Here is a 21,129-nt window from a genome sequence, read left to right as displayed (position 1 = left end):
CTCTTTAGAAGAGACCGATAAGTGCGCCTAGCAGACCTACTACCAGCAGTAATCCGATACACGCAACCGGAGTCCAGCCTTTCTTCTTAATTAAGAAGTACAGGCCCAGAGTAATGGTCAGCGGAATCAGCTTCGGAAGAATACCGTCCAAAATATCCTGGATGATAATGGGGCTTTCGCCGTTTTCAAACTGAAGCTTAATGGCAGTTGCACCATAGTTGGAGGTCAGAGCGCCTACAACAAATACGCCAAGGAGAGAAGCCGCACGGGTAAATTCCTTTGCATTGGCCGTCAGCAACTCAATGGCCTTGGAGCCCAGTCTATAAGACCAGTTCATCAGCCAGAAACGGATTCCAAACTGTACTGCGTTAAAGATCAGCAGGAACAGAATCGGTCCGGCCAGCGAGCCGTCTATGGCCATCTGCGATGTAATACCTGCCGTAATCGGCACCAAAGTAAACCAGAAAATAGCATCACCGATACCGCCAAGGGGGCCCATAGCCGCCACGCGGACACCACGAATCATATCAATATCTGCCTTCTGCTGTTCCAGAGAAAGCACAATACCCATTACAAAGGTTACCAGGAAAGGATGTGTATTAAAGAACTCCAGATTGTGTCCCATGGAGATCTTAAGGTCCTCTTCATTGTCCCCGTGGATCTTCTCCAGTCCGGGGAGAATACCGTAGAGCCATCCGCCTGACTGCATTCTCTCGTAGTTGAAGGAGCCCTGCAGGTTCAGGGAACGCCATACCATCTTATTCAAAGTCTTCTTATCCAGCGGCTGCGCCGGTGTCAGATTGTTGTAATGTGTTGCATTAGATGCCATCCTCGTCACCTCCATTTCCATTTCCTGCATTCTGTCTGATAGCAACGCGTGTCTGGAAGTCATTCAGTGCAATTGCGATACCTACGAATGCAACAAGGAGCAGTGCGGAACCGGAAAGTCCCGGAACATATCCGACAACAGTTGCCAGTGTAAAGCCTGCGAAGTAAATTCCCCACAGTTCATTAGAAAGCATAATACGGAGCAGGATAGCGAAACCAACGAAACGCATCATTCCGCCTGCAGCTCCCAGGCCGTCCATAATCCATCCATACTTATCGGAAATAGCCTGCAGGGTAGTACCAAGAGCTGTTCCTCCAAGAAGACCGCCGACACATACAACTGCAAACAGAAGTCCAAGAGCTCCCATAGCCAGATAATTCAGACGAACAATTCCCTTTGTGTCTCCCTTCTCCGCCATCTTGTCAGCAGTAGACATAAGGGGAGACATAACGGTGAACACAAGCGTAATCATGTACTGTCCGAAAAGTGCGAACGGCACGCCAAGACCTACGGCCGCCGCGGGCTCCAGTCCGGAACCGATGGCAAATACGGTTGCCATAATTCCTCCGATAATTGCGTTGGGGGGCTGTGCGCCTCCGACCGGCATGTTACCGATTGTCATAAGCTGATATGTACCGCCTACAACCAGACCGGTATGCAGATCGCCAAGGATGGCTCCCACAACCGCACCGGTTACGATGGGCTGGTACAAAGATTCTAAAAGGTTGTACTGGTCAATACCTACAATAAAGGCCCATACGCCGACCAGTAAAACTTGAATTGCATTAAATTCCATAATTTATACAATCTCCTTTCCCATAATAATTCAACAGGTTACTTATTTGAACAATTTCTCAATGTTCTCCGAAGCCTCGGTGGGAACTCTCCGAATCTCAAGCTCCACGCCAAGCTCCCGTAATTTTGCAAAGGCAGCCACGTCGCTGTCGTCTACAGCTACGGAGCCGGCAACCTGACGCTTGCCGTCCGCCATATGCATATTACCGATATTCACTTTTTTGATCGGCACACCGCCCTCTACCAGTGCAAGAACATCCTGGGGTGTCTCGCAGACAATAAAGATCATCTGCTTGTCAGATGCCTTATGAATGGTAGAAATGGTCTTCTCCAGTGTCCAGTAGCGCATAGCCGCATAGCTGGGGGCTGCCATATCCATCAGTCCCTGACGAAGCTTGTTGCCTGCTACCTCGTCGTTGGCTACCAGAATCAGGTTCGCGCCAATGCTGCCGCACCACTGTGTTGCCACCTGGCCGTGAACCAGACGGTTGTCGATTCTCGTTAAAACAATATTGGGCATAATACTCCCTCCTTAGATAATGATTCTTCTCCGAAAATCCCGTTCAGAGTGGCTTAATTATAATATTTTTCCAAATGTTAGTCTTTGTAACTTTTAACAATTTTTTTATTATTTTCGTTTTTATTTATAAAATTTTAATTATTTTTTATGATTTTTTATTATTTTGCTCTGAACTTTAGCTATATTGCATAATATTTTCCCAAAACAAAAAGGGATTTCATTCACCTTTACAGGCTTTCTGAAATCCCTCTCTAAATTATAAAAATCTGTTTATATTTTTCTCTGTCCTACAGAATTCCCAGGAAGGAAAGTGCAATGGACAAAACAAAGGTAGTTACAATCAGCACTACCGGGCTGACCTTTTTGTTCTTAAGGAAGTAGTACATTAAGAATACATATCCGATGGATAAGATATTCGGGAAGATCTTGTCAAAGAAATCCGCCTGCAGGGCAACCGTCTTTGCTTCATTTACCACGATCTCCGTCTGTACGTTGATGCTTACATAGGAAGCAATCAGTCCGCCGATTACGGTACAGCCAAGAACCGTAGCTGCCTTTGCCAGAACCTCGGATATATCTGTAATCTGCGCCACTGCCTTTACACCCAGGTTATACCCCAAGCGGGTCCAGAACCATCTCATAATAAAGATTGCCAGGTATACCAGGAAGAAGATGATGGGGCCCATTACACTTCCTTCCATGGCCATGGAGGAACAGATACCTGCCACAATGGGAAGAAGGGTGAACCAGAAAATAGCGTCGCCGATACCAGCCAGGGGCGCAAACAGGGCAACCTTCAGACCCTTGATAATGCTGCGGTCCGAATGTGACTCTTCCATGGAAATCAAAAGCCCCATAAGGAAGCCCACCAGATTGGGATGGGTATTGATAAATTCCAAGTTATCCGTCATGGCTGCGGACAGGCCGGCCTTATCATCCTTATAAATCTTCTTAAGGGCCGGAAGCTGTGCCTGCAGAAAGCCGCAGGACTGCATTCTCTCATAATTGAAGCCCGCCTGCAGGAGCACGGAATGAAGTGCCAGCTTATTAATATCTTTTTTTGTCAAAACCTTATTTTCATTAGATGCCATCCTCTTCGCCCTCCTCTGCCATATTTTGAACTGATGCATTTGCCTTTGTGCTCTTCTCAATATTGTATACAAACAAAGCCAAAGCAACGCCTACTACTGCGATGGGCAGCAGATTGGAGTAATCCAGGAAGCAGGCGATTACGAATCCGATAAGCAGGTAGGGAACAAATTCTCCCTTTAACATAACCTTTAACAGCATTGCAAATCCTACTGCCGGAAGGATTCCGCCGGCTACCTCGAAGCCATGGGTCAGCCATGCAGGAAGAATCTCTACAAAGGTCTTCATGGCGTCCTGCGCAACATAGGCGCAGAGGAATACTACAAGTCCGTACAAAAGCGCGATAATCGCAGTACAAGTCATATTAATCTTTACGATCTTGGCAGTGTCTGCTTCCTCAGCTGCCTTATCCGCACCTTTCATAAAGAAGGAGAAGGTGGAGTAGCAGAAGAGAATGATGTACTGCATCAGAAAGCTGAAGGGCAGCGCAAGCGCCATGGCGCCTGAAGCCTCAGTCTTTGTGGTATATGCAATCACCGTGGACATAACGCCCGCCAGAACCGGGTTGGGAGGCTGGGTTCCGCCTGCCGGCGTCAGTCCTGCGAATGCAAGCTCTGTAATACCGCCGGTTAAAAGGCCGAGCTGCACGTCTCCCAGAATCACGCCTGTCAGAGTACTTACGATAATGGGCCGGAAAATAAACAAGCCCTCCAGCCAGAAGTCCACACCTACAATAATTGCCATAATTGCCAGGCCAATGCCCTGCATCAATGTAATTTCCATAAATAGTGTTCCTTTCTCTCGTCTAAATTTCCTTGATACGCTCCTTTATGTCACCAGGCACATCCTGGATATATAAATCAACTCCCGCGTCCCGAATGGCTTTTAAATCTGCAAGGTCTGCGTCATCTACGTACACTTTTTTACTAATCTGATGCTTTCCCTGTGAAAAATGCATGTTGCCCACATTCACTTCCTTAATTGGCACGCCCCCTTCAATGAGCCTGCGCACATCCTTCGGTGTCTTGCAGACAATAAAAATCTTCTGACGCTCCGCCGCTTTATGAATCACATCAATGGTCTTCTGAATTGTAAAGAACCGGACTCCCGCTCCTGACGACTTGGCCGTTGCCGTCATAAGCTGCTGCATCAGCTCGTTTTCCGATGTCTCGTCATCGGCTACAAGTATCAGATTGGCCCCCAGCGTCATCGTCCATGTAACGCCAACCTGTCCGTGTATTAAGCGATTGTCAATTCTTGTCAAAACAATGTTGGGCATTTTGCTCCCTCCTTATAAAATTTATGATTCTTTTTGGAAATTTCCTATAGCGTGTTATTATTATAACCATAATTCACTACTAAGTATTTATAATAATTAGTAATCTTCTTATTATTTTTATGTTTTTTTACTGTTTTTTTATAAATATTTAATATTTTGTAGACATCTTTCACAAAAGCCTGTATAATATTTTCGTTATGGAGGTCAAAATATGCAATTAAAAACATCCAGCGCAGCATTTGAGCACTATGGTTCTGTGTATGAAACGCCTGTCGATTTGGAACAGACCGGCATGATCAGCAGGAACTGGCGGCTCATCGCCCGGCGAAGCATCAGCCAGCTCTACCATTTTAATTGTGAAGTATATCTCGAGATGCAGGAAGGCATGGCGGCTCTCCTGGTGGGAGATGCCCCCCAGGCTGACATGTTAGAGGTTTTTGCCGTCCACCGCTTTGTAAGAATAAAACCCGGCGTTTATTTTTCTCTTGTAGCCGTTACATCCAGTATCACCTGTAAGCTAATCACAGTCACATCCTACGCATCTACCGTGGAGGCCCTCTCACCGCCTTACCTGTTTGAACGAATCCTTCCCCGCATCCGAATCAGCGAAATCCTTGGCTATTTCTACTCTATCCGCGATTCCGGTTATGAATTCGGAGGAGAGAAGCATTCTTACTTTGAGCTTACCTACGTAGACCGGGGGTGTATGACCTCAGAGGTGGACGGAAAAGCCTACTCTTTAAAAGAGCGGGAGCTGATGATCTACGGCCCGGGACAGTTCCACACCCAGATCATTCCTGACGGCTGTTCCTGCTCCTATGTGACCATTATTTTCGACATGGAAACAATTGTTTATGATGTAGAGAGCCATCACTATGAGCTGCTGTTAAATAAAGTATTCACCTACGACAAAAAAATACATACCCTTATCAAAACCTTTGTTATGGAGAGCACCTCCCAGATTCCCTATATGAACAGCCTGATGCTTTGCCTGCTCCAGGAGACGATTATCCGGCTTCTCCAGTCCGCATTTATCGGCAAGAAAAATGAGAAGCCTGTAACGGAGGCCAGACAGCACTACCAGGATGAGCTTCTGGAAAAAATCCTGGCTTACATTGACGAAACTATCTACGAGCCTATTACCATTGCGGAGATCTGCCAGAAGTTTTCCCTGTCCCGCTCTTCTTTACAGATTTTATTTAAGGAAAACCTGGATCAGCCGCCGAAGAAATACATCAATGAGCTGAAGCTGGAGACCAGCCGCCAGATGATCTGCGAGGGAAAATATACCATCAGCGAAATTGCCTTGATGCTTGGCTTTAATTCCATTCATTACTTTTCCAGGGCCTTTACCCAGAAGTACGGGATGGCGCCCAGCGAGTATGCCAAGACGCTTTTCAAGGTATAAGGCCGCAGCTCCCACGGCGGACAAAGGGACGCAGCCTTGTACGCTGAAGGCACTTTCTTTTCAGAATACAGAAGAACCGCAGTCCGAGAGCATCAAAACTCTTTGACTGCGGTTCTTATCTGTTTTCACATCTGATTTGATCCTATGAATCAGCCAACGCCTGGATCGCATACCGGGAAATCTGAATGACCGTGCCCTTGGCCACCTCCACATTTACGGTTTCCTCCTCTATGCCTACCACTTTTCCATAAATTCCTCCGGCAAACATAATCTTGCTTCCAATCTTCAGCTCTGTGTGGACTTCTCCCAGAGCTTCTCTGCGCTTACGCATATTTTTGGCGGAAATAAAACTCAGAATCAGTCCGACGATTCCCATTATAACCGCTAATGTGATACAGGTCCAGCTAACTACTTCCCAGTTTATACCCATCGCTTAAATTCCATCCTCTTCCGCATTGTCCTCATGAGCCGCAAGCTCAAACCGAATGATATAATCCTTCCCTGTAGGAATCAGTGATTCCGCCATATCAAGGGGAGAATCGAATGCTCCCATCATCATGGAGCCCTCAATCAGCATGGGGAGATTGGAGCCTGCAATGACCTCAATGGCCTGATCCCCTCTGGCAAACTTGCACTCTACGGCGCATTTGAAGGGTGAGCCTCCTGCCAGATCGGAGAGAACCAGCACGCCGTCGCAGCCTTTCAGCTCGTCGAAGGCCTTGTTCAGATTCTCTGTTAATGTATCGGTGGAGTGATCCGCCTCAAAATCTACATATGCAATGTTCTCTGTGTTGCCAGTGATCAGCTTCAGGCTTGAGCCAAGCCCCGTTGCGAAATGACCGTGTCCGGTAATCAATAAACCAACCATCCTTACATCCTCCTATTTAAGTTCCGTAATATTCTGTTTTTTATTTTAATGTATAGGGATACAAAGTCACGCCCTTCACCACGCGGTTCACCTCTCCTGTGGGGCAGGGGTTGTCTGGGGTGATTCCCAGGGACAGGGATTTCAGTACCGCCAGGGTCTGCGCGAACAGAATGTAGTCAAAGCCGAGAAGTACATTTTCCAGAGGCTGTCCAACGCCGAACTCTACTGTATAGTCTGCCAGCTTCTTTGCTTCCTCGCAAGGCGTATTCATCACTGCAGCAATGCGGTTCTGCTTTCTCTGGGGGCTCATCTCCTTAATCAGATCCAGCTCGTACTTCCGGCGGTACTCGTCATCGCTTAAGTATACCACCGTGAGGGTTCTGTCGTCGATGATAGACTTAGGGCCGTGGCGGAAGCCTAAGGGTGAATCATACATGGCAGCCACCTGTCCGGCAGTCAGCTCCAGCATCTTCAGAGCGGATTCCTGAGAAACGCCCTTCAAAGCTACATTGCCCAGATATACAATACGGTTGAAGTCAAAGCCGTCTACAATCTGCTGTGCAAGGGCAAATTTCTCCTCCAGGAAGCCTGTTCCAGCCGCGCATACCTTGTCAATCTGTGCCGTAATCTCCTCCAGGCGATCCAGATTGAAGGCCAGATAAGCTGCCATGTACATATTGGAAAAGCTTGAGGTCATGGCGAAGGACTGGTCGTGGGTCTCCGGCGTGAGATTCAAGGCAAAGCAGTGCTCTCTGCCTTCCGCCATCTTGGAAAGGCTGCCCTCATGGTTGCAGGTTACAAAAAGATGATAGAGGTTCTGGCATACAACCTCTGCCGCCTCCACGGCTCCGATGGACTCCGGTGAGTTTCCGGAACGTCCAAAGCTTACCAGAATCGTAGGCTTTGTTCTGGAAAGGAAATCCTCCGGAGAGGGCACAATATCTGTGGTAGCGTAAGATTTTACCTTATAGCCGTATCTTCCGTTCAATGCCTGATATAAGGAATTGCCTATAAATTCACTGGTTCCGGCTCCTGTGAGAACAATGTCAAAATCCTCCGCTCCCAGTACCTGGTCAAGAAATGCCTGAAGCTCCTCCTTGCAGGCCGCAAGCTGTGCGCAGGTCTTCTTCCATGTGGAAGGCTGCTGGTGAATCTCGGTCAGAGTAAATACGGAAGATGTCTCCTTCATCTTCTCCTGTGAAATGCCAAATATGCTCATTTCTTAAAATCCTCCTTTGCTGTTTTATGTTGTGCTGCACATCCTATTATGTCCCGATTATAACCCATGAAATTCCCAAAAAACAATAGAAGTACTAAAACTAATAATGATTAGCTTAAAAAATGCAACCTATTCTGTTTATTCGGTGATATAATAAAGTTATTCCAATTTTATTTTCGGACAGGAGGTTTTTTATGCTGATTCAAAGTAAAAAAGTCTGGATTGCGGATCAATTTGTTCCTGCAATGCTTGAGGTAACGGATGGTAAGATCTCGGACATCCTTCCCTATGGCAGTCAGACAGCAGATGAGGATTACGGCAGTCTGCGCATTGTTCCCGGCTTTCTGGATATCCACTGTCACGGTGCTTACGGCTTCGATACCAACGACGCCAATGAAGAGGGCCTGCGCAATTGGACGAAAAACGTAGTGGACGAGGGTGTAACCGCTTTTCTCGCCACCACTATTACCCAGAGCGAGGAAGTTCTGACCAACGCTGTTGCCAATGTGGCAAAAGTAATGGAGGAAGGCTATGAGGGCGCTGAGATCTTAGGCATTCATTTTGAAGGGCCCTATCTGGACATGGTGTACAAGGGAGCCCAGCCGGAGCAGCACATTGTAAAGCCGTCCATTGAACAGTTTGAGCGTTACCAGGCTGCTGCCAAGGGGCATATCCGGTACATCACTATGGCCACTGAGACGGACGATGACTTTGCTCTGACCCATTATCTCACAAAGCAGGGTGTGGTTGTAAGCATCGGCCATTCCGCCGCCACTTACGATCAGGCTGTTATGGCCTATGCACACGGCGCCCGTTCCATGACCCATGTGTACAACGGTATGACTCCCTTTAATCACCGGGCCAACGGACTGGTAGGCGCCGCTTACCGCATCCGCACCATGTACGGGGAGCTCATCTGCGACGGCAATCATTCCACTACGGCGGCTCTGAACAATTACTTTATGTCCAAAGGGCCGGATTATTCCATTATGATCTCCGATGCCTTGATGGCAAAGGGATCCCCTGCCGGAAGCCGTTATATCTTCGGCGGCAGCGAGATTGAGATCTACCCTGACGGAAGCGCCCATTTAACCGCAACCGGAGGATTGGCCGGCTCTACCTTACGTCTGAACGAGGGGCTGCGGATTCTGGTGGAAGAGGCTATGGTTCCCTTCAACTATGCCATCAATTCCTGCACCATCAATCCCGCCCGGTGCCTGGGCGTGGACGGCCGCAAGGGACTTATCGGCGTCGGCATGGACGCAGATCTGGTTGTACTGGAGCCGGATTACAAGGTACATCAGACCTACTGCCTGGGCAGGGCACAGCTGTAAAAATGGACGGTAAAGCCGCAAAGGCGCACGAGAGGAACTTTTATGAGTGCCTTTTCGAATAAAAGTTTCTCTCATTACCGGTGTGTCGAAGCAGCTTTACCCTTTAGTGCTGTCGCGCAGCGACTTTTAATAGGAGGATAAGACTATGAAACATCCGATTCAAGAAATGATGGAACAGCGCAGACAGGGAAAGAAATGCGGAATTCCCTCCTACTGCACCGCCAACCCACTGGTACTGGAGATTATCTTAAGACGCGCAAAGCTTCTGAACACTCCGGTGCTGATTGAAGCAACCGCCAACCAGGTAAACCAGTACGGCGGTTATACGGGAATGGTTCCCAGTGATTTTTACGAAATGATTATAAAGATGGCAAAGGAATTTGACGTTCCGGAAAATCTGATTATTCTGGGGGGCGATCATCTGGGCCCCTTAACCTGGCAGAACCTTCCCGAAAAAGAAGCCATGGAAAAATCCGTAGAACTGGTCTATCAGTATGCCCGCGCCGGATTTACCAAGATCCATCTGGATACCAGTATGAAGGTAGCCGATGATCCGGAAGGACTTCTGTCTACGGAAACCATCGCCCGCCGGGGTGCTGAGCTCTACAAAGCATCCATGAAAGGTTATGAGGAGCTGAAGGCCGAGAAGCCCGACGCCCTCCGCCCTGTTTTTGTCATCGGAAGCGAGGTTCCGATTCCCGGCGGCGCACAGGAAGCAGAGGACAGCCTGACCGTTACAAGTCCTGCTGCCTTCCAGGATACGGTTGCCACCTACAAGCGCATCTTTGAAGAAGCCGGCGTAGGAGAAGGCTGGAAGGATGTTGTGGCTGTTGTCGTTCAGCCCGGCGTCGAGTTCGGCGACGATCAGGTATTCTTATACAGCCATGATGCAGCAGCCGGCCTTTGCGCTGCATTAAAGGAATATCCGGAGGTCTGCTTTGAAGGCCACTCCACTGATTACCAGAGTCCGGAATGCTTAAAAGACATGGTTCAGGACGGTATTGCCATCCTAAAGGTAGGCCCCGCTCTTACCTATGGCCTTCGGGAGGCTCTCTTTGCCCTAAGCTTTATGGAAAAAGAACTTGTTCCCCAGGAAAAGCGCGCCGGCTTTATCGAGACACTGGAACGGGTGATGCTGGCCCAGCCCGGCAACTGGCAGAAGCATTACCACGGAGATGACAAGCAGCTTGCCCTGGCCAGAAAGTACAGCTTCTCTGACCGCGCCCGTTACTACATCGGCCAGCCCGAGGTAGCGGCAGCCATTGACAAGCTCTTCGCTAACCTGAAGGAGTATCCTGTTCCCATGAATATGCTTCATCAGTATATGCCGGTTACTTATGCCAAGGTCCGGGACGGCCTCCTTCCGCTGGATCCCAAGGAGCTTGCCCTGGACGGCGTCACCTTCTTTATGCTTGATTATGAATATGCCGTAGCCCAATAAGCAGATATACATTCATCACAGTCAAGGGGCTGTCGGGAAAGACAACATCAGACTTTTCTGATTCTCTTATCTTTCCCGACAGCCCCTTGCTTTTCTCTTGCTGTTTTTCTCTTGTTGTTTCTATCTCGCTGCTATTTTTTCCTCCCGGTTATTCCGGCCTTCCAGCTTCGTCAATATGTTCCATAATTTCTTCAATGGAATGGTCAAAATCATTGATGCTCAGATAATCCATCCGGTCTGTATCCAGCACAAAGTCGCCTTCCTTCGGCCGGCTTCGGTACAAGCGCACCTCCTGTCTCCGGTCGCCCTCTTCTTCATTGTATATGAAAAGCTGGTACTCTATGAGTATAATCACATCCAGATTACCGTCTCCGTCATAATCCTTGAAGCTGACTGCCTGAACCTCCTGAAATTGCTCGTTTCTCCGATATTCCCCTTCCTCCATAAACGGAAATCGAAAAAGCTCTGCTCCGTCGCTGGGCTTGATAATGCTGAAGGTCACGTCACGGTTTCCACTGACGCTTTTATCCGGAGCATAGGATACAAAATACACGTCTCCCCATGGAGCCCCTAAGTCTACATTGAAGCTTTGCTCCTCTATCTTCCAGATCTCTTTGGAATACTCCACCCCTGCCGTATAGATGTTGGACAGAAACTGATAATCTTCCCCTTGCTTCTGAAGAGTCAGGCGGCAGGAAGGAACAGCGGGTTCGTAATTCTCGTCCCCCGGCACACATTCCAGCTCATAGGTATCCGCACTTATCTGCCTGCCGCTGACGCAGGTAAAATTCATGTAGTTGGTATCCCCATGCTGCCACACCCATGCGTCGGAATCCGGCAGGCAGGCCCAGGGTAATCCTTTCGTCATATCCTCCAGACTAAGCCCCAGCTTCTCCTTCAGAAATTCATCGATCTCACCTGTCGTCAGCCTGGTATAGTCCGTGTAGATTTCCTCCTCACCGGTAATTTCCAAGTATGCCTCCTCTTCTGCCTTGCTCAAGGGCGCAGTTTCAATACCCGCCCCCGAATAAAATACCTGGCTTAGATCCACATCCTGGGGCCTTGTATACTCAGAGAGTAAAAATCCGTAATTGCTTTTGCCGTTGATCCACTGGGTGAATCCGCGAAGCTCCTCACTGGTCAGATCACGGGGCACGTTCTCCTGGCCCTCTATCCCGGTTTCCGGATTCTCTGCCGCCTGTTCTATGTCTGGTTCTTCGCTCCTATTCTCTTGCTCCTGCTCCTTTGCGTCCGGCTGTTTCTGGATATCCTGTTCTTTTTTGCATCCCGTCAGAAACAACAGAACGCAGACTGACGCAATCCACAGTCTCTTTATTTTTTTCATTGTCTCAGCCTATCTTTCTCTTCTTTCTGACATAGGGCTTCTTATTATCCTTCCATACGGGCCGTTCCCGGCCGGTATGCATGCTCTGTGTCCTGCCTGTTGTCCTGCTTCTTTGCGTCTGCCTGGCCTTGGAAGTCCTTCGTCCCGGTTCGGCACGCTTTCCTGTCTGTCTGCTCCTGCTCCGGGCATGAACTGTCTGCTGCCGCGCCTTTGCCGCCGCATAAGCGCTTCCGCTCCCATGTACACGGCGCTTTTTCCGGCGCTTCCGCTTTCCGGATGTCCGTACCGCCATGCTGACGCCGATTCCTCCTGCAACTGCTGCGGATCCTGCAAAAAGTCCGAAGAATATCTTTGTCCATACATCCATACCGATGGCCCCGGTCTTTTCTCTCCACAGCTTCGCCCCGTCTTCCCATAGGGAATGTTCCGGAATCAAGGGCTCCTTTTCCTCCGATTCCTCCTGGGAATCATCGTTTTCCAGGCTCCAATCCGGATCTGATTCCAAAGAGTCTTCACTGGCCGGATCCTTTAACACGGTGTCCAGAATCTTCTGGGCGCTTCCGGTAGTTCCTGCGGACGGCTTATTCTTGTCCTTCTTTTTGTCATGCCCCCCGCCGGAAGAGCTTCCGCCGCCGGAGCTTCCGCTGTCGGAATTCTCTCCGCCGGTATTTTGGCCGTCGCTTCCTTCATCCGGCTTCTCCTCTTCCTCCGGAGGTCTCATTTCCTCTCCCACATCGTCGTCATCGGCATTGCCTCCGCTTGGGCCGCCGTTGTTGATGCTCTGCCCCCCATTGCCGGTATTGACCTCGCCCTCATACATGCCGTGGGCGCTGTTTACAGTCTTAAAGCTGTCTTTTACTACTTTGACAGTCGTTTTTTCCTCAGAGTTTACAACCACCTTTCCCAGAGAAATATTTTTACTGTTGTAAATATTCTTGTTCCCGGAAATATAAATGTTTAAAACTCCTGTATCCTCCTGGTAACGATACTCCTTCATTACGCCCTGGGGAATACTGCTTCCGAACTCAAAAGAAACATCTTCTTTTTTTATGCTTCCCTGTCCCGAAAGCTGGAAGCTGAGCTGTATGGCCACAACCTCCTCCGGAGGGGTAAAGGTTCCGTTCTGGTTCTCCCCGACAGGAAGTTCAAGAGTCGCCTCGATCCCCCCGTTTACATTGTTTAAGGACACGGTCTCCTTTTCCCCAGCCCTCACCGACAATACGAAAGCCGTAAAACAGACAAGTGAAATTCCAAGCCAGAGAATGAATTTATTTCTCATAAGTGCCTCCCTTGCTGCAGCTCTGACCGGCCGGCGTTCACAGGACAAACCATAACCCGTCAGATATCTTCATTCACGTGCTCTATTTTTTACTGCTGCTAAGACTTATTTCCGGAAGTGTTCCAGGTACGGTTATAAATTCCGTATCGCTGACTAACCGCTGGCCTTCATTGGTAAGTGCATTGTCCACCCTGTAAAGCTCTGCACGCACCTTCCCGGGAAGGCTTGCGGCAGAAATGCCTGCCGAGGGTTCTATCCAGTAGATCCAGGTTCCGTCTGAGGTATCGCCCAGCAATGCATTCCCCGGATCCTCTGCCAGAATAATCTGGTGTGCCGTCAAGGTTCCGTCTTCGTCCGTGCCGCCTACAATATTTCCGTTCTCGTCGTAGAGCACCACCACATTATATGCCGGATTTCCCTTATACGTTCCCGTAAATATGATGGAATCCTTCGGAATCTTTTCCCCTTTCTTCCCGTACTGGTAATCACTTGCAAGCTTTCCAACGGCCTTTTGTCCGTCGGCCACCGTCATAAATTCCACATTATCTCCGGAAGGCCCGTACAGGTCAAGCTCTGCCACGGAAATGTTCTTTCCCTGCTGCCCAACTGCCGTCAGCTTCACATACGCCGCATCGTAGGTACAGATCCAGTTGTCCTTGCCGTTGGTAAAGTAGACTCTTGACTTTCCGCCTGACTGTGCGAAGGTTCCGGTTCCTACCTCCCGGTATACCTGGCCGTCCTCACTGATCTCAATCTTATAATCCGTCGCCGCCTGTCCGCCGGACGGGAAGGTGTATTCCAAAGCCGATACCGGCGTACTCTGGTTCAGTTCCAGAAGGATATAAGGATCTTCCGTACCTGCCGTTCCGGTATACACCGTGCCCGGATTACCGTCAATCACCTTCGTTACTGCGGATATGGTTTCGCTCTCACAGGGAAGATCCTCTGTTCCGTCAGGCTTGGAATCCTCGCCGGAGGTCATATTCGTGGAAGCGGTCCATGCGCTCTTATCCTGCAGCCCGTCGCCTTTTATCTTTACGGTGCCTGCCTGGCATACGTCCGCACGGTTCAAATATTTATCTATGGCTGTCACCTCGTAGCGGATCACATGGTTGGCTGCAAAGGCTGCCTCATCCGTGAAGGTATCCGTCTGGGTAAAGCCTGCCGTCTCACGGCGCTCCTCTCCTCCTTCCACAAACACACGGGTAATCTCATAGCCCTGTAAAAGCTCCGGATCTCCCCCTGTATAGGTCATCTTCAAAGTAACCTTGCTGTTATTTTCCGAAACCGTGGCTGCCGCCGCCTGCTTTCCGGCAAATCCGGCTCCGCCCGCATGCTCCATCTCGTAAACACGGGCCGTATCGTCCACATAGTAAATGGCTCGTTTTTCCGCTTCAAACTGCTTCATGTAGGCTGTGCTTTCCGTATCCGGCCGCATACCCCAGCGGATAAAGAATTCGCTCAAATCTTTTTCTGCGGCTGCGCTTGCCAGACGCATCAGATTCTGCTCCCGTCCCCCGTTCAGGGTAAGAGCCACTCCGCCCGGCTTGGGAGCCCGGCTGGTATCTCTCGCATAGCTGTCTACTCTTGCAAAGAATAAATTGTCAAATATCTCATCATACGTTCCGTAAGTCTTGTAATTATAATCCCGGTCATAGGCCAGATGAAGCTGCCAGTACATACCAAGCTGGGTAAATACATTGCTTGCGGCCCCCTCTGTCCCCGAGGTTACCTTCTTGAATACCTCCGGATATTTGAAGCGGACTGTACTGTTATCGTCCTTGGCCTGGGCCAGCACAGAGAAATAATTATTTGTCACCTCTGCATGAGCATAGGCGCCCTGGTTGATATTATGTCCGATCTCATGTGCAATTCCCCAGCCGTAATACCGGCCGCTCTGATATCTTCCCCGTTCGTCTGATACGACCGGCTGGCCGCTCATCATTCCCGAGGTTTCGTTCCACTCGATACCGATGTGATTTCCTGCCGCATACATGAAGGCTCCTGCAAACATCTTCATATAACGGATATTCAAGTACCGATATGGCAGATGGTTCTTGTCGATAATACTGCTGTTGGTTCCCTCCGCAAAGGAATCGGTCAAGCCCTTATGCTGATAAAACAGCGTGAGCATATCTCCCATAGCCTGTACTGTCTGGGAAAGCCGTTCTTCCGGATTCTCTCCCAGCCCTGCAAGCACCTGGCTGGCCGGAAGCGAGAGCATCATCTGATCTGTCTGAATATCTGTAAGATTCAGAATACACTCTGCCTTATTGTATGCATATCTTACATTCTCATTCTCAGATCCGTCGTGAAGCTCTTCGTGCTTTTTGCCAAGCTCTGATACGTAGTCTCTCAGCTCCTGTACATATGTCTGTATCCGCTGGCTCTTTTCTTCTTCTGATACCCCGTACAGACAAAGCACCGGATAGCTGGTTCCGCCGCTGACCCGGACTGCATAGGCATCCCGGCTGTTGTTTCCGTTATACTGAATATAAAGGGCTCCTCCCCGTTCTTTATCCGTGGAGCAGATCTCCCCAACCTTAATTTCATTTCTGCCGATTTTCAGATTTACACTGCCGCTTAAGGCAGAGGATTCCGCATGATGCTGGGTATATACCAGGCTTAAGGATGTGGCCGCCCCTTCCTTCTTTCCCGGATAGCCCACGTATACTACAAGATCGTCGCCTGCTGCGGCCGTAACTCCAAGAGGCTGCCATGCATTTAAGCCTCCTACGGAAATTCCGGCATCCTTAGCACCTGCAATATCCGGGTTCACATAGAGAACGCCGTTCAGGCCTCCTGTCTCCAGAAGCTTTCTTGCCGTATCCAGCTCTTTTTGAAGAGCAGTCCGTTCGGGATGATATTCTCCGCTTACCGGATCTGCAGTATCCAGACGCTTCTGCAGCGCGTCAATGGTTTCCGCTGTCACATCCTCCCGGAGCGTGATATGAAGATCATCCTCGTACAGGTTCATAATATCCTGTTCGATACTGTCGTATTCATAGAAGCGTATTTCCGATACGGTTGTCTTTCTAAGGCCGCCGTTGTACCGTCCGATTCCGAACTGCACCTTTGAAGTGCGGACCGGTTCCTTGAATTTTATAAGGTAATAGTCCCGGCCGTCTGCCCGCTTTTTCAGCATGGTGATATTTTCTACCTTCTGCTTCGTGCCGTTCTCATCCCAGTATTGCACGTTGGCATACATATAAGCTCCCAGATCCAGAGGCTCTGCAAAAGCTATCATTCCCAGGTCATAGACACTGTCCAGTTCCACGGTCATACCCTTGTCTCCGCCTGGATAGGCTCCGCCGTAATCCCAGTCTTCTACCTGGACATAAGACGCATAGTTGTTGTCAAGGAGTCCCAGTGCGCTTTTCTTTTCCGTATCCAGAGCGCTGTCCACCATAACGCCGGCTCCGCCTATGGACGCCGCCTTAATATGGCTGCTCAGCACGCCGCTTCCGTTGGAGGTATTGATCAGACGGTAAGCAGGGAGCTTTGCGTCAATGAGGCCGCTTATAGTCCTCCCGGAAGCCTCCATAGACTTGGGGCCTTCTCCCAGCTCATTGGATGCCGTTACATAGACTATGTATTTTGTATTGTCCTTCAGATCGCCAATCTGGTAGTAGAGCCCTTCAATTCCTGCAATTTTCTGGAACTGCGCTGCCCCTTCTTCCTTCCAGTATACGTTGTAGCTGTCTGCATCCTCCGTCTTCTTCCAACGCACGTCTGCGCTTCGATAGCTTCCCTTTACCGATACTCCGTCCGGCGCGGGGGGCTTTCCGCTGACCTTGGGAACCACCGGAAGCTCATCGCAGTATGCGCTCTTCCAGGCTCCGTTTGTAGAGCGCACGCTTACCATATATTCGGTGCCGTTTTCAAGATCGTCCTTGTCAAACTGGCTGACAGTCAGCTTGGTGGAGGTTGTTTTGCGGATCTCTGTCTTGCCGCCCTTTGTGATGGATATTTCGTAGCCTGTTACATTGCTGGCCTTGTTCCAGCTTATGGTAAAGGACTTGTTTGCCGGATCCGCCTTAAGTCCCACGGGTATATCCGCTGCCGGCTCCGGAATCCTGCTTTCCATGTCATTGACAAATTCCACCCGGGAGATCTCCGCGAGATTCTGGGATTTGGCTGTCTTTGTGATCACCAGAATCACATGCTTAACGGCAACCTTTCCCCCAAGATTAATGCAGAGGGCTCCGTTGGGATCCCAGGAGCTCGTAAATTGACTGCTTTTTCCGTAGGACGGAGCGCTCAGCATACGCAGATTGCCCGGAGCAGAAAAGTCTACGTATTCATACTGTTCCTGACCGCTGCCATCCTGATAGTGAATCTGAACCATTCCCGCTTGGACAGCATGCTCACTGTTTTTCGGAGACTGAATGACAATCCCCCCAAGCTCCGCCTCTGAGCCGCCAAAGTCGAACATTATCGCTACAGGGCTCTGCCCGGATATGGTTCCTCCTGTGGGAATAAGGCCCACATTTCCGGTTCCGCCCTTAAGGAGATTGTCCAGATCGCCGCTGACATTCGTGCCGTTTCCTTCTTTCAGCGTCATTGCTTCATTGGGAATCAAAAGCTCCAGGGTAGAGGACTGCGGTTTTACTTCCGACAAAGCGGCATAATAATTCAGATCCAGCAGATCCACCTTTCCGTCGCCGTTGAGATCACAGCTTGTATCCTCCGAAGTGTTCTCAATTACGTTCAGAATAGTTTTTTCGTCTTCACCGCTGAATTTGCCGTCTTTGTTAACATCTCCGTAGAGGAGCACGCCCGGATGAGCCTTCTCCTGCTTTAACTGGGGAAGGCTTCCGGTGTAAACCTGTATCCGGCAGCCCAGATTTTCTTTTACTTCAATCTTCTGTTCATAGGGGATATAGCCCTGTCCTTCTATGGTTAATGTATATTCTCCGCTGCCCAGATTGGCAAACCGGGCAAAGGCTTTTGGAGCTTCCTCCTCCTGCTTTCCTTCCGTCTTGGAGGCAGGAAGAACCATGTTTGTATTAGAAGTGCCCGGACCTGTTAAGGTCACATGAAATTCCTGTTCTTTCTGAACTTCTATTCCCGAAATAATCTGTACCTCAACAGAGCCGGGGACTGGTTTTGGAGGCTCTGTCTGATCCAGATCCTGCCCTTCCTCCGGCACCGGGCTGTTCCCGTCTGGCTGTTCCGGCGGTACAGTATCTTTGGAAGGCTGTCCCTCCACAGGTGCGCTGTCCCCGGAAGGCTGCCCTTCTAAAGGTGCGTCGCCACCGGAAGGCTGTGCTTCTCCAGGCGTGCTGTCGCCGGAAGGCTGTCCTCCCTCAGGCGCAGTATCCCCGGAAGGCTGTCCTGTTGTTGTATCCGGGGCCTGCGTTGTTCCATCTGTCCCGTCGCTCTTGGGGGACTGTGTATCTTCCTCTGGGGCGTCTGCATTTCCCGGTTCTCCTATTCCGACAACCCCTGTAGCTGCAAACCTCTGATTCGTTCCGGCAAATACGGTGCTGCTTCCGGAGGAAACCACCAGCATCATCACCAGAATTCCTGCAAGAACTCTCGAAAATCTGTACCTCATATTTTTCTCTCTCCTCATATATTCTTAGAATCCTCCCGAAAAACCAGCCTCACAGGCCAAGGCAAAGGCGCCGCCGGGAGCATTCCCTTATGAACGGCGGGCGAAAAGTTAAGCTGCCGTTTTTTGTGAGTATACAGAAATATTTTATTATGAAATCAGAGGAAATGCAACTATTTTCGACAATTTATGTAACCTATTTATGTAACCTGTATCTACATAAGGTAATTCAAAAGGGTTTCTTTGAACGTGTCTTCCCCAAGACGCCGGAATCCCCAGGTATCTCCCAGCTTCCTGCACATATTCCTGTAATTTCCGTTAGGCGTAAGCTTTGCCGCCGATTCATTGTAACCGCTGACTTCATCATCAATCGCTCCCATCAGCTCCCGGGCGGCCGTATCGCAGTTGTGGGTATAAATCTGGTAAAGGGGAATCCCCTCTCTCTTAGGGAAATCTTCTATCTGCTTCCAAAGCTTTTCCGCCTCTTCTCCCGATCGCTCATACAGGGCGGCGTACAGTCTCTCAAAATCTTCCCCTGCGGCTATGTAAACCTCTGCTGCCTGAACAACTATTTCATACTGCTCTCTCGAAATCTTCCTCCAGAGGGCCCGATCAAAGTTGCTGCATTCCTCATATTCTCCTGCCGGAAGATTCCCTGTGTCCAGCAGCTCCTCTACGCCCTCTCTATCCAGAAAAAATTCCTTCATTTTCCCAATACCCTCTTTCCCCAGAAGGCACTGTGCCAGATTATACTGCATCCCATTGTAGCTGAATATCCGCCCTTCTCCCTGCTCATCCGTGAGCATCAGCGCCGCATGTCCCAGTCCTTTCATGCCGTCCACATTTAAAAGATAATAGATTCCGCAGAGTCCGTGCTCACTCCGGCATTCCCGGTAAGAGGTTCCGCTGCGGCTTATAAGCCGGTATATCAGAAAAGCACATATTCCCAGAAAAATAAGTATAAGAAACCGTCCGGCTCTTTTTCCCTTACTCATTTTGCTCCCCTTCCGGGCCCTGGTAGCTGTAGGCCCACAGGTTTTTTATCTGGCCCATAAGCTGGTTGATGTCCCAGGCTTCCTTGCTGCGAATCTTGCTGTTGGGATCGTTTAGGATGATTTTTCCATCCTCATCCACGCCGGTGAGCACCAGAAAATGCCCGCTGTCCGTAAAATCTCCGGGGCCTACCACGCAGATAATGGGCGTACCTGCCTCTAGCGCGGCCTTGATATGTTCTTCGTCAAAAATAACTTCCTCATAGAGAAGCCCAAGTTCGGATGCGCCCTGAGTCATCAGATCCCAGGAGGAACCGGAGCCGGATACATAGTAGCCGCTATTTTCCGCCATCCTGGCCGTCTTGTAGGGATTCCAGCTGCTGTCGCCGCTTAAGCCGCAGCGCACCATAGACAGGCAGGTAGGGCCGCAGCCGGTGAGAGCCAGGAAATCGTCCCCGTAGGTCTCGTAGCCCCAGCGCTCGTCCCATTGGAGGAACAAAGGAATCTTCCCCTGAGTCACCTCCTTTGACACGTCGATATCCACATGCCTGTCCTTGTTCTTTGGATAATTCATTACAAAATCCTTGGTTTCCGGATTTTTCTCCAGAAGCTTTAGGAGGCTTTCGGGGTATTCTTCTTTCTCTGCAAGCTTTTCAATATCTATTTTTTCTTCTTTTTTACCTGGCTCTGCAGTCCAGTTTTTTACAAGCCTAATCCCCAGGAAAAGGGCGATGCCAAAGAGAGCCGCTGTAAAGAGAACCAGGGCCTTTCGGATTCTGGCTTTGCGCTTTCGCCGGAGCTTAAGCCTTCTTCTGCGCTCCTGCTCCTTTCGTTCCTGCGCTCTTCTCTGCTCTACTTCCAGCCGATCCGGCCAGGAACCGGCGGCTGCCCGTCTTACTCCGGATGTCCTTTGCTCCGAGCGGCGCTGCGGCTGATATCCGCCGGCCTGTCTGCGGCCCTGCGGCTGCCCTCCGCCCTGGCGGGCCGGGCCGCTGCGGCCGCCGCTCTGTGTACTGCGGCTCCGGCCTTCTCCCCGTGCCCGTCCGTTTCCTTCCATGCGGCTGTTTCTGCTTCTTTTTTCATCCTGTCTCATGCTTTTTCCCCCATTATAAGAACGCTTACAGCTTTCGGCTCTCTGCTGCTTTACTCCTGCGCCAGACGGCTGCGATTCCTT

General features: G+C 49.9%; 17 protein-coding genes. 3 read left to right on the top strand and 14 right to left on the bottom strand.

The features are described from left to right. Nucleotides 1-4: 4 nt before the first annotated feature. The 6 genes from VV089_RS20020 to agaB all read right to left on the bottom strand — a co-directional run bounded on the left by VV089_RS20020 (nt 5) and on the right by agaB (nt 4,512). Nucleotides 5-829 (bottom strand): PTS system mannose/fructose/sorbose family transporter subunit IID, encoded by an 825-nt coding sequence (locus tag VV089_RS20020; protein ID WP_334337142.1) that lies wholly within the window; start codon nt 827-829, stop codon nt 5-7. Beyond that, complete coding sequence (locus VV089_RS20015) at nt 819-1,625, bottom strand: PTS mannose/fructose/sorbose/N-acetylgalactosamine transporter subunit IIC (RefSeq protein ID WP_334337141.1); 807 nt, start codon at nt 1,623-1,625, stop codon at nt 819-821. Before VV089_RS20015 ends, VV089_RS20020 begins: the two co-directional genes overlap by 11 nt. Nucleotides 1,626-1,667: 42 nt before the next feature. Continuing rightward, a complete protein-coding gene (gene agaV, locus VV089_RS20010; RefSeq protein WP_334337140.1) occupies nt 1,668-2,144 on the bottom strand; it encodes a PTS N-acetylgalactosamine transporter subunit IIB in 477 nt (158 codons plus the stop codon). A 287-nt stretch (nt 2,145-2,431) separates the two neighbouring features. Then, nucleotides 2,432-3,235, bottom strand: coding sequence for a PTS galactosamine transporter subunit IID (agaD, locus tag VV089_RS20005; protein WP_334337139.1), 804 nt, complete (start codon nt 3,233-3,235; stop codon nt 2,432-2,434). Next, on the bottom strand, nt 3,225-4,016 hold the full coding sequence (agaC, locus tag VV089_RS20000) for a PTS galactosamine transporter subunit IIC (protein ID WP_172541002.1): 792 nt from the start codon (nt 4,014-4,016) through the stop codon (nt 3,225-3,227). The genes agaD and agaC overlap by 11 nt, the downstream gene beginning before the upstream one ends. 22 nt (nt 4,017-4,038) lie before the next feature. Next, nucleotides 4,039-4,512: a PTS galactosamine transporter subunit IIB gene (agaB, locus tag VV089_RS19995; protein ID WP_172541003.1), complete on the bottom strand. Its 474-nt coding sequence runs from the start codon at nt 4,510-4,512 to the stop codon at nt 4,039-4,041. 211 nt (nt 4,513-4,723) lie between these two features. Here agaB and VV089_RS19990 point away from each other — a divergent pair, with 211 nt between their 5' ends. After that, nucleotides 4,724-5,920 carry an AraC family transcriptional regulator gene (locus VV089_RS19990; RefSeq protein ID WP_334337138.1) on the top strand — a complete coding sequence of 399 codons (1,197 nt, stop codon included), beginning with the start codon at nt 4,724-4,726 and terminating at the stop codon, nt 5,918-5,920. 142 nt (nt 5,921-6,062) lie between these two features. On the opposite strand, the gene yajC is transcribed toward VV089_RS19990, so the two are convergent. From yajC to VV089_RS19975, 3 genes are read right to left on the bottom strand one after another with little or no spacing between them, the layout of a single operon-like run. Further along, nucleotides 6,063-6,350 (bottom strand): preprotein translocase subunit YajC, encoded by a 288-nt coding sequence (gene yajC / locus VV089_RS19985; protein WP_334337137.1) that lies wholly within the window; start codon nt 6,348-6,350, stop codon nt 6,063-6,065. A 3-nt stretch (nt 6,351-6,353) separates the two neighbouring features. Then, a complete protein-coding gene (locus tag VV089_RS19980) occupies nt 6,354-6,788 on the bottom strand; it encodes a PTS sugar transporter subunit IIA (protein WP_334337136.1) in 435 nt (144 codons plus the stop codon). 40 nt (nt 6,789-6,828) lie between these two features. Beyond that, on the bottom strand, nt 6,829-8,007 hold the full coding sequence (locus VV089_RS19975; RefSeq protein WP_172541685.1) for an SIS domain-containing protein: 1,179 nt from the start codon (nt 8,005-8,007) through the stop codon (nt 6,829-6,831). A 194-nt stretch (nt 8,008-8,201) separates the two neighbouring features. Here VV089_RS19975 and nagA point away from each other — a divergent pair, with 194 nt between their 5' ends. Together nagA and VV089_RS19965 are read left to right on the top strand one after the other, a co-directional pair. Further along, nucleotides 8,202-9,341 carry an N-acetylglucosamine-6-phosphate deacetylase gene (nagA, locus tag VV089_RS19970; RefSeq protein ID WP_334337135.1) on the top strand — a complete coding sequence of 380 codons (1,140 nt, stop codon included), beginning with the start codon at nt 8,202-8,204 and terminating at the stop codon, nt 9,339-9,341. A 145-nt stretch (nt 9,342-9,486) separates the two neighbouring features. After that, the gene (locus tag VV089_RS19965; protein WP_334337134.1) at nt 9,487-10,782 is read left to right on the top strand and encodes a class II D-tagatose-bisphosphate aldolase, non-catalytic subunit; all 1,296 of its coding nucleotides are present in this window, start codon (nt 9,487-9,489) and stop codon (nt 10,780-10,782) included. A 148-nt stretch (nt 10,783-10,930) separates the two neighbouring features. Here VV089_RS19965 and VV089_RS19960 read toward each other — a convergent pair whose 3' ends face one another. The 5 genes from VV089_RS19960 to VV089_RS19940 all read right to left on the bottom strand — a co-directional run bounded on the left by VV089_RS19960 (nt 10,931) and on the right by VV089_RS19940 (nt 21,048). After that, nucleotides 10,931-12,127: a hypothetical protein gene (locus VV089_RS19960; RefSeq protein ID WP_334337133.1), complete on the bottom strand. Its 1,197-nt coding sequence runs from the start codon at nt 12,125-12,127 to the stop codon at nt 10,931-10,933. A gap of 4 nt (nt 12,128-12,131) precedes the next feature. Next, nucleotides 12,132-13,406, bottom strand: coding sequence for a hypothetical protein (locus VV089_RS19955; RefSeq protein WP_172543644.1), 1,275 nt, complete (start codon nt 13,404-13,406; stop codon nt 12,132-12,134). 82 nt (nt 13,407-13,488) lie between these two features. Then, a complete protein-coding gene (locus tag VV089_RS19950) occupies nt 13,489-18,966 on the bottom strand; it encodes a fibronectin type III domain-containing protein (RefSeq protein WP_334337132.1) in 5,478 nt (1,825 codons plus the stop codon). A gap of 212 nt (nt 18,967-19,178) precedes the next feature. Then, a complete protein-coding gene (locus tag VV089_RS19945; protein ID WP_172543642.1) occupies nt 19,179-19,958 on the bottom strand; it encodes a hypothetical protein in 780 nt (259 codons plus the stop codon). Then, nucleotides 19,951-21,048: a C39 family peptidase gene (locus VV089_RS19940; protein ID WP_334337131.1), complete on the bottom strand. Its 1,098-nt coding sequence runs from the start codon at nt 21,046-21,048 to the stop codon at nt 19,951-19,953. Before VV089_RS19940 ends, VV089_RS19945 begins: the two co-directional genes overlap by 8 nt. Between the last annotated feature and the right edge of the window lie 81 nt (nt 21,049-21,129).

The sequence above is a fragment of the Candidatus Merdisoma sp. JLR.KK011 genome (assembly GCF_036941125.1).
GTDB lineage: Bacteria > Bacillota > Clostridia > Lachnospirales > Lachnospiraceae > Laedolimicola.
The sequence above is the reverse complement of the archived record's forward strand: the minus strand, read 5'-3'. Positions and strand labels throughout refer to the sequence as shown.